The organism is Photorhabdus bodei, assembly GCF_003287735.1.
GTDB classification, from domain to species: domain Bacteria; phylum Pseudomonadota; class Gammaproteobacteria; order Enterobacterales; family Enterobacteriaceae; genus Photorhabdus; species Photorhabdus kayaii.
In genome coordinates this window covers 32,867-43,421 of sequence record NZ_NSCM01000043.1, presented here as the reverse complement: position 1 = coordinate 43,421, position 10,555 = coordinate 32,867, and the positions used below count along the sequence as shown (strand labels likewise).

General features: G+C 51.3%; 1 protein-coding gene and 2 pseudogenes. 1 reads left to right on the top strand and 2 read right to left on the bottom strand.

What is annotated here, in order from left to right:
• Both CKY02_RS18565 and CKY02_RS26895 read right to left on the bottom strand, forming a co-directional pair.
• Positions 1-7,654: pseudogene (locus tag CKY02_RS18565) on the bottom strand (non-ribosomal peptide synthetase); the annotation flags it as partial.
• A 1,197-nt stretch (positions 7,655-8,851) separates the two neighbouring features.
• A pseudogene (locus tag CKY02_RS26895) lies at positions 8,852-9,331 on the bottom strand (formyltransferase family protein); the annotation flags it as partial.
• Between the two features lie 446 nt (positions 9,332-9,777).
• On the opposite strand from CKY02_RS26895, the gene CKY02_RS24905 reads away from it, so the two are divergent.
• Positions 9,778-10,260 carry a hypothetical protein gene (locus CKY02_RS24905; protein WP_162120161.1) on the top strand — a complete coding sequence of 161 codons (483 nt, stop codon included), beginning with the start codon at positions 9,778-9,780 and terminating at the stop codon, positions 10,258-10,260.
• Positions 10,261-10,555 lie beyond the last annotated feature (295 nt).

Below are 10,555 nucleotides of genomic sequence, written 5' to 3'. Positions count from 1 at the left end.
CCGGCAAATAACGGGCTAAATCTCCGGTGCGGTACATACGGGCATCCGGCTTATCACTAAACGGATCGATAAGGAAACGTTCCGCCGTCAAGTCAGGGCGATTGAGGTAGCCACGCGCCACGCCCGCCCCCCCGATATACATTTCCCCCACCACGCCCAACGGCACCGGTTGACCATACGCGTCCAGTAAGTAAAGGCCGGTGTTGGCTATCGGACGCCCGATACTTTCAATAATCCGGTCACCCCGCTGTATCGGTAACCAGGCAGAATAGGTTGTCGTTTCAGAGGGTCCATAGAGATTGCATAACCGCTCTATTTGTGTTTCCTGGAAGATCTGTTTAATTAAAGCGCCTTTAAGCGGCTCTCCCGCCAGATTGACAGTATGAACCGACGCCATCAGCGCCTGAGCCTGCAATAACGGTTTCATCGCAGACGGGACTGAGTTGATCAAGGTCACCGGCAGGGCATGCTGCATCAATGACAGCGCATCTTCCACCAGATAAATCGCCGCGCCACGGGACAACGGCATAAAACATTCAAAAATGGACAGGTCGAAATTCATCGACGTTGAGAAAAGCACCTCGCGGATCGCTTCCGTTTCAAAAGCCTGCTGCGCCCAGTGCAAGAAGTTAACCGTATTGCGGTGCTCAATCATCACCCCTTTGGGCACCCCCGTGGAGCCGGAGGTATAAATCACATAGGCCAGATGCCGGGAAGTCAGCGCAGGTACCTGTGAGTTACTGTCCGGCTGTTCAGGCAAGGTATTCGGGTCCAGCACCACGAGTCCGGTCAGCGCTTCCTCACCCAGTGCAACCCAGCCAGCTTCATCTGCCAGCACCACGGCCGGAGCAGCATCGGTCAGAATATGAGCCAAACGTGCGCCAGGATAAGCCGGGTCTAGCGGCACATAAGCTCCGCCCGCTTTCATCACCGCCAACAATCCCACCACCATTGCCGGTGAACGCGTCACACAAATCGCTACCCGTTGGTCAGGTACGACGCCCAGTGCGATAAGTTGATGGGCCAGGCGGTTGGCACGGGCATTTAATTCAGCATAACTGAGCGTTTGCTCTTGATACACTAACGCTGTCGCGTCAGGGGTTTGCTCCACCTGTTGTTCAAATAATTGATGAATGCACAACTGGTCAGGATAAGCGGCTTCCGTGGCATTCCAAGTTGTTAACAACAAGGTCCGCTCCGCTTCCGGCAGAATTTCCAACTGTCGTACCGGCATTTGCGGGGCCTGTTCCAGCGCTGTCACCAAACTCTCCAGCGCTTGCTGCATATAACCGCACAAGCTTTCCGGCTCAAACGGCCGCACTACTTGAGCCGTCAGCCCCAGAGCATCACCAAAATCTTCTACCGATAGCATTAACGGATAGTTGGTCCGCTCCTGTGCGCCAAGAAACTCAATACCGTTCATCAAATCATCTGACGTTACCGGCAAAGTATTGTGCCGATAGTTCAGCAAGCTGTTAAAGAGGGGGATCTCACCCTGCACGCCGCTGCAACGCTGGGCCAGCGCCAGTGATGCGTGTTCATGCGCCAATAATCCGGCCAATCGGGTATGGGCAACCCGCACACTCTCCCGTACCGGGGTCTCATCCATATCCAACCGTAACGGCAAAGTATTAATAAACAGCCCCATGCCATTGTCAGCCCCGTCTCCCGCCGCCATACGCCCAAACAGCACCGTGCCGAACACCACTTGATCTTGCCCGCTGGTACGCGACAACACCTGTGCCCAAGCCAGATGACACAAGGTCGCCAGACTCACACTCAAACGTCGGGCCTGACTGCGCAAACGGTTATTTAGCTCAGGCGCCAGCATCCGGTGAGATTCAGCCACCTGCGAGCCATCACGATGCACTTCCGTCAACCCGAACGGTAACGTGGGTTCATCCACCCCGGCTAACATGCCAGTAAAGAAACGGGTATGTTCCTCCTGACTCATCCCCAATCGGGCCTGCGCTACCAGATTACGGAAAGGTGCCGGTGTAGGCAGGCTCTCCTCCTGACTTGCCAGATACGCCTGCACTTCACGGTGCATCACTTCCATCGTTTCATGGTCGCCAATCAGGTGATGCAGCAGTTGCAACAGAACCCAACGGCCATCGGTTTCCTGCGCCACCACAAAACGTAATAACGGTGCTTCCCTCAAATCAATACGATGCTGACGCGGATCAAAACGCTGGGTTAACTGCTCACTGACCGGACCATCAATCGGGTTTAGTGTCAATTCCGTCACCGATAAGGTGGCCTGACGCCAGACTACCTGCGCCGGAACTGACAATCCTTGCCAGATAAAAGCGGTACGCAGAATATCGTGGCGATCAACCACCCTCTGAACCGCTGCCAGATAATGATCCAACAGCGCCCGGTCAGCAAAGGCCATCTGACTGATTAACAGATAGGGATCACCTTCATTCTCCAGCAAATGGTGGAACAAAATGCCATCCTGCAACGGCGACAGCGCATAGATATCCTGAATATTGGCTACTCCGCCCGGCACTTGTCCGACGATGCGGTCAATATCAGCCTGAGCCAAATCAATCAGCGGCAACATTGCCGGCGTCAACTCTGTGGTTGCTGGCACAATGACGTTAGGTGGCACTTTCACAGCCTGATGCTGTCCTAATGTTTGCGCCAGATCTGATAGCACTGGCGACTGGAACAGATCACGCGCCGTCAGTGTCAATCCCAAGTGACGCAAGCGTCCAATCATGCGTACAGCGAGCAACGAATGACCACCCAAGGCAAAAAAGCTGTCATACCGACTTATTTGCTCAATGCCCAATAATTCACGCCAAATCGCCGCCAGCGCTATTTCTGTTTCTCCCTGGGGCTCAGCGTAAACCTGACGGGCAACAATTTCATTGTCCGGTGCCGGTAACGCCCGATGATCCAACTTACCGTTTGGCGTCAACGGAAAAGCATCCAGCCGCACAAAGGCCGTTGGCACCATATAGTCAGGTAAAATAGTGCTCAGGTGAGTATGCAGGCTGTCCACCAGCCCGTCATCCTCTGATTCCACCACATAGGCCACCAGCCGTTTATTCTGACCTTCCCCCTGTACCAACACCGCCACTTCACGCACCGTTGGGTGATCGGCTAACCGGGCCTCAATTTCCTTTGGTTCAATGCGGAAACCGCGGATTTTAACCTGCTGATCATTACGGCCCAAGAACTCCAGATTGCCGTCCGGCAGATAACGCGCCAAATCTCCGGTGCGGTACATACGGGCGTCCGGGTTATCACTGAACGGATCGACAAGGAAACACTCGGAGGTCAATTCAGGCCGATTAAGATAACCACAAGCCACCCCATCTCCACCTACATAAATCTCCCCGACCACCCCCAGCGGCACCGGCTGACCATAAGTATCCAATAGATAAACCCGCGTGTTGGCTACCGGTCGGCCAATCGGGATGTTGGTCGCTCCCGGTGCTACTGCATTGATACGGTATGTGGTCGTAAAGGTGGTGCCTTCACTCGGCCCATAACCATTTAATAGCTGCCGTGGCGGACTCGTGCGCAGTACCTGACCGATGACATGCGGATCAAGGGCATCTCCGCCGACAATCAGGAGCCTTATCTGCGGCAAAACAGGAGACAATTCCTCTGCTAGCTGGTTAAACAATCCGACGCTCAACCACAGAACAGTAATTCGCTGAACTTGTAAAACCTGTACAAACTCTAGCGGCGTCAGCAAAGTGGCGTGATCAACGACCACTAACGCGCCACCATTAAGCAACGGCGCCCAGACTTCAAACGTGCTGGCATCGAAAGCAGGGTTAGCGGCAAAGGCCACTCGGTCATCTGGTTCGATTTCAGCATAGCCATTGTTGATCACCAGCCGGACCACCGCACGATGCGGCACCAATACGCCTTTAGGTATCCCGGTAGAGCCAGAGGTGTACATGATATACGCTAACTCAGTGCTAGAACGCGGTAAGTCAAGGTTAAGGCGATCTTCCTCGTTGTCTGTATCTGTCTTATCCGAGAGACGAAACAGCGGCACAGCCAGATCCGCCGGAATATCCACCCGCGTATCGGTGAGCAGTAACTTGGCTGCACAATCACTTATTAGCCAGTTTTTCCGCTCATCCGGCACATTGGGATCTATCGGCACGTAAACAGCGCCAGCTTTGAGAATTGCCAATTGGGCTATCACCAGTTCCACCGATCGAGCGAGCAAAAGCGCAACATGCTCACCGGGACACACCCCTTGTTCGATGAGCTGACGAGCCAACCGGTTAGCGCGGGCGTTTAATTCGGCATAACCAAGGGTCTGATCTTCATACACTAATGCTATCGCGTCAGGCGTTTTTTCCACCTGTTGTTCAAACAACTGATGGATACATAACTGATCAGGATAGGCGGTTTCCGTGGCGTTCCAGCTTTTTAACAGCAACGTCTGTTCCGCTTCTGGCAGAATTTCCAATGCCCGAACAGCCATATCCGGGGCTTGCTCAAGAGCCTCCACCAGACTTTCTAGCGTCCGTTGCATATAGCCGCATATCCGTTCTGACTCAAACGGTTGCACTACCTGAGCGGTCAGTCCCAGAGCATCGCCAAAATCCTCCACTGACAGCACTAACGGGTAGTTAGTTCGCTCCTGTATGCCAAGGAATTCAATACCGCCAATCAGTTCATCTGATGCTGCCGATAAGGCATTATGCCGATAGTTCAGCAAGGCACTAAAGAGCGGCGTACCGCTGGCAACCCCACTGCACCGCTGAGCCAGCGCCAGTGACGCATGCTCATGCGCTAATAATCCAGCCAATCGGGCATGGGCAGCCTGTACACTTTCCCGTACCGGGGTTTCATCGATATCCAACCGCAATGGCAAGGTATTAATAAACAACCCCATGCCGTTGTCGGCGCCATCCGCTGCCTGCATACGCCCAAACAGCACGGTGCCGAACACCACTTGTTCCTGACCACTGGTACGCGACAACACCTGTGCCCAAGCCAAATGACACAATGCCGCCAGACTGACCCCTAAACGCCGAGCCTGACCGCGCAGACGATCATTCAACTCAGGGGCCAACATCCGGTGGGATTCCGTCACCTGTGAGCCGTCGCGGTGCACCTCTGTCAACCCGAATGGCAGCGTCGGTTCATCCACCTCCGCCAGCATTTCGGTAAAGAAACGGGTATGTTCTTCCTGACTTACCCCCAGTCGGGCCTGAGCCACCAGATTGCGGAAAGGTACCGGAACAGGCAGGCTCTCCTCCTGACCCATTAGATACGTCTGGACTTCGCGGTGCATCACTTCCATCGTTTCATGGTCGCCAATCAGGTGATGCAATAATTGCAGCAGTATCCAACGGCCATCGGTTTCCTGCGCCACCACAAAACGCAATAACGGCGCTTCGTTCAGGTCGAGACGATGATGACGCGGATCAAACTGCCGGATTAACTGCTCACTGACCGGACCATCAACCAGGTTTAATGTCAGTTCAGTCACCGATAAAGTGGCCTGACGCCAGACCACCTGTGCCGGGACTGACAATCCTTGCCAGATAAAAGCAGTACGCAGGATATCGTGGCGATCAACCACCCGTTGCACCACCGCCAGATAACGATCCAACAGAGCCCGATCAGCAAAAGCCATTTGCCCCGTCAACAGATACGGATCACCTTCGTTTGCCAGTAAGTGGTGGAACAAAATACCGTCCTGCAACGGCGACAGAGCATAGATATCCTGAATATTAGCGATCCCGCCCGGCACCTGCCCGACGATGCGGTCAATGTCAGCCTGAGTCAAATCAATCAGCGGCAACATCGCCGGCGTCAGCGCCGTAGTTGCTGGCGTAATAACGTTAGGCGGTACGATCACAGCCTGATGCTGTCCCAACGTTTGAGCCAGATCTGACAGCACCGGCGATTGGAACAGATCACGCGCCGTCAGTGTCAGTCCCAAGTGACGCAAGCGTTCAACCACCCGTATCGCGAGTAGCGAATGACCACCCAGAGCAAAAAAGCTGTCATACCGGCTTATCTGCTCAATTCCCAGTAATTCACGCCAAATCGCCGCCAGCGCAATTTCTGTTTCTCCCTGAGGCGCTTCGTAAGTCTGACGGGCAAAGGCTTCACTGTCAGGCGCCGGTAGTGCACGACGATCCAATTTACCGTTCGGCGTTAGCGGAAACGCATCCAGCCGCACAAAGGCTGACGGCACCATATAGTCAGGCAAAATAGCTTGCAGATGAGCACGCAGACTGTTCGTCAACCCGTCATGGGCTTCCGCCGCCACATAGGCCACCAGCCGTTTATCCTGCCCTTCCCCTCGTACCAACACCGCCGCTTCACGCACCGCTGGGTGCTCTGCTAACCGGGCTTCAATTTCCCCCAGTTCAACGCGGAAGCCGCGGATTTTAACCTGCTGATCGTTTCGGCCCAAGAATTCCAGATTGCCGTCCGGCAGATAACGCGCCAAATCCCCAGTGCGGTACAGGCGAGCATTCGGGTTATCACTGAACGGATCGGTAAGGAAACGCTCGGCGGTCAATTCAGGCCGATTAAGATAACCACAGGCCACCCCATCTCCACCCACATAAATCTCTCCGACCACCCCTAACGGCACCGGCTGACCATAAGCATCCAACAGATAAACCCGCGTGTTGGCTACCGGTCGACCGATCGGGATATTGGTCGCTCCCGGTGCGACCGCATTGATTCGGTATGTTGCCGTAAAGGTGGTGCCTTCACTTGGCCCATAGCCATTTAATAGCTGTTGCGGCGGACTGGTGTTCAGTACCTGGCCGATAACATGGGGATCAAGCGCATCTCCGCCGACAATCAGAAGCTTTATCTGCGGCAAAACCGGTGACAGTTCCGCTGCCAGACGGTTAAACAACCCGACACTCAACCACAAAATCGTTATTTGCTGAATTTGTAAAGCTTGTACAAACGCCTGCGGCGTCAGCAAAGTGGCGTGATCAACCACCACTAATGCGCCACCATTCAGCAACGGTGCCCAGACTTCAAACGTGCTGGCATCAAACGCCGGATTAGCGGCAAAAGCCACCCGATCATCCGGTCCAATTTCTGCATAGCCATTATTGATAACCAGCCGGACTACCGCACGATGCGGCACCAAAACTCCTTTGGGTGTCCCGGTAGAACCGGAGGTGTACATGATATACGCTAACTCGGCGCTGGAACGCGGTAAGTCAGGATTGATGCGATCTTCTTCGCCGCCCGAGTCTGTCTCATCCGAGAGACGAAGCAGCGGCACAGCCAGGTTAGTCGGAATATCCGCCTGTGTGTCGGCGAGCAGCAATTTGGCGGAACAATCACTTATCAACCAATTTTTCCGTTCATCCGGCACACTGGGATCTATCGGCACGTAAACAGCACCGGCTTTGAGAATCGCCAATTGTGCCACTACCAGTTCCATCGAGCGCGCTAGCAGAAACGCAACATGATCACCGGGACACACCCCCAGTTCAATGAGCTGACAAGCTAACCGATTGGCGCGGGTATTCAGTTCCATATAACTGAAAGTTTTATCTCCCGCTATCAGTGCCATTGCCTCTGGGGTTTTCTCCACCTGTTGTTCAAACAACTGATGAATGCATAACGCCTCAGGATACGTGGTTTTAGTAGCGTTCCAGGTTTCCAGTAACAACCTACGTTCAGCCTCAGGCAACAAATTAAGCTGCCCCACGGGGGTTTCATCACTCATCCTTTTTGATGACGCCAGCACCTGCAAATGTTCACTCATCCGCCGAATAACTTCTGGGCTCAGACGATTTTCATCATAGATCCAGCGAAAACCGCCTTGCGCATTCATCTGGAACGTCAATAATTCGCCGGCTACCGTCTGATGACACGATTTGTCATCCTGTATTACAGAAACGGCGATCTGCCATGGTCGGCTTGTTCTTAATTCCGGGATAGACCGCAGTGAAGGAGAACGGGAAAGAAGATCACGACTAAATGTGCGGTGCCGCGCCAATCGGACAAGCTCGTTATCCATCCAGTCAGCTACCACAGGCCACGGCTTATCAAACGCCACCTCAACAACCATCGGCACCACCGATGACAACCCGGTCAATATATTTGGTTTATCTTCTGCCCCATCCACACACCAGCCGATTTGGAGTTCAGTTTGCTGAGTCAAGCGCGCAAGATAGATAACGAATACCTGCAACAGTACCTGTAATGGATCTTCTCCAGCGTTTTTTAGCAATGGAGGCTGCCAGGAGCTCATTCCCCATCGTGGTTCTGCTTGTTTCCCAATCATTTCAAAAGGCAACTGGAGTGGTTGCAACGAGGCAAGACGCTCATACCAAAATGGTTCACTGGATGCGAGTGTTTGAAGGGTATTTTTTACATTCTGCGCTTGTTGTGAGGAGAGCAAAGGAAGCTGTTTGCCTGGCCTAAGTTCCGACATATCGGCAAGTTCCCTGGCAGACAGCAAATGACCTTCAAGGGTGGCGAATCCCCCAATCCGCACATCCTCACTACCGGTCGTCACCTGCCAGGCATCCTCCTCCACACTAATCAACGTACCGGGTCCCCCCTCAGAGCACGTGTTCAACCGCTGAAGCCAGGAAATTTGTACCGGGCCCTGCCTCAGTAACAGTTTCGGGCAACCCAATGGATTTAAATAATTCTCCCCAAAATCTAATGCCCGCACTAAAGCTGACAGGGCTTCTCCCGACTGCTCCCAACATAAATATCCCCCCCGGTCGGGGCGACGTGACTGAGCATAAAAACTCCGTTGCGAAAGATCCTGAGGGTGAGTCACCAGTACGTCGCACCCCAGATTCTTCAGTAGTTCAACAAATCCTTTCTGAGCAGCTTGGTAACATTTCAGATTCAACGAGAAAGCATTATCCTGTTCTTCAATCGATACCGGCCATTGCACGGCAATATCGCCGACATCCACACCGCCTTCAATACAGTGCCAGGAAATAGCGTAATGTGTTTCCCTCGCTAACAACGCCCAAGAGGTTGCATGACTGCCCGCATAGCGTGGCAGGGGACTATTATGATAATTAAAAGCCCCACCACGAATTTGTTCAATGAGCGACACCGGCAGGATGATTGGGTTGACGATTGAGAAAAGCCAATCGACAGGCTGTAATGTGATTTGTTCCTGTAATGCATCAACCGAGTTCACACAAGCAATCCCTTGCTGGGCAGCCCACGTTTGTAGAACAGTATCAGTAGGTAGCACTGCTTGTATGGTATGTCCAGCCGCCAAAATTTGCTCGGCGCAAAACACCGCCAGGGTTGTTCCTCCCACCACAACACATTCTCGTGATGGAATCGATGTATCATACGTATTATGAGTTATATTTTCACATGACATCTGAGAGAGAGTTTCGTCTTTAAGAACATTTCCAGCTGTAGCAATGTTACCTTTCATTTATTACCTCAAAGAGTTTGTTAGAAATTTGAAAACTGTCATATCCGACAGCCATCACCAATATTTCTTTCTTACTTCTTACCCCCCAAAAATAAACACGGACGTATCCGACATCAATTCAAGATATTAAAAAACCGTGCCATCGCTCGATTAATAACAACCAATTAGTCATTTTTTACGCTAATTTCCCTAATAACCGAACAAATAATCAACCTTAATTGAAAAAATAAAACACCCTATCCTTGTTCCTATAAGGACATCATTATATTCAATACCGTAAAGAAACATTACAACGTACAATTAATATCACCACATATTATTTCACAATAATAAAATAATGTGACATATATAATAATTAACCCAATAAGATATTGATTGTAACGAGATGTATGCAAATTAGATCGTTTTGTGATGTTATTTTTCTGACGCCAAGCGATATTTACCAACACCTGGTGCAAACTGGGATAAAGCTTAATATTGTTCAATTACATACTCCTCCCAACATATACCCGTCATCTTTCAAGTTGCCTCTTTGTTGGCTGCACTCACTCACCCCGGTCACATCGTTATCTATGCTCCCGGGGATTCGCTCCCTTGCCGTCGCGATGTATCTTGAAATCCATTGGGTATATACACTTATTGCCTATCCAAGAGGGCTATTTTATTTGCTATTCTTTGCCATAAATAACGAGGCGAATCACCCTTCATATATTGCGTGTATACGCCGGGTTTTCCGCACTGTCCGTATCTGCCATTCATTTATACCCGTCATCTTTCAAGTTGCCTCTTTGTTGGCTGCATTCGCTCACCCCGGTCACATAGTTATCTATGCTCCCGGGGATTCACTCCCTTGCCGTCGCGATGCATCTTGAAATCCATAGGGTATATAAGAATGACCAGCAACAATTACCTCTAACAAGTAAGGCTTTTAATTATCACGAGCCTTTAAAACAAACTCAATATATTCTAAAGCGAGTTCATGAAATTAAGGCTGATTAAATTAGCCTATATCACCACTAAAAAACACATTACCATGATCACACCTTCAATTATCTTCTCATAATTATCTATTACAATAAATATTCCCAACAATAATGACAAAATTAAAAATATAATTTTGATACCAAGGCAATCAACAAAACAAAATAAAATCAACAATAAAATCCG